Source organism: Salinivibrio costicola subsp. alcaliphilus, assembly GCF_001996185.1.
Classification (GTDB): Bacteria; Pseudomonadota; Gammaproteobacteria; order Enterobacterales; family Vibrionaceae; genus Salinivibrio; species Salinivibrio costicola.
This window is the reverse complement of the sequence record NZ_MUFR01000240.1, coordinates 1-210: the sequence shown is the minus strand read 5'-3', so window position 1 is coordinate 210 and position 210 is coordinate 1. Positions and strand designations below refer to the sequence as shown.

Below are 210 nucleotides of genomic sequence, written 5' to 3'. Positions count from 1 at the left end.
ACGTTAAGGAGGCGCTATGCCAGGGGCAGCACGATTAGGCGATACCGCCGGTGGGCATGGTTGTTTTCCGCCCACCGCAGTGACCAGCGCTAGCGCTGGGGTGGTGATTAATGGCAAGCCGGCGGCAAGAGTGGGGGATACCGCCGCCCCACACGGTTGCCCCTGCCCGAAAACCCCACATGGCTTTCATGGTCGCCAGATTGCCGCGGG

1 protein-coding gene is annotated in these 210 nt (G+C 64.3%); it reads left to right on the top strand.

The genetic code is table 11. From position 1 onward, the window contains the following. Positions 1 to 16: 16 nt before the first annotated feature. The coding region (locus BZJ21_RS16035; RefSeq protein WP_077670271.1) for a hypothetical protein at positions 17 to 210 on the top strand (194 nt) is incomplete at its 3' end.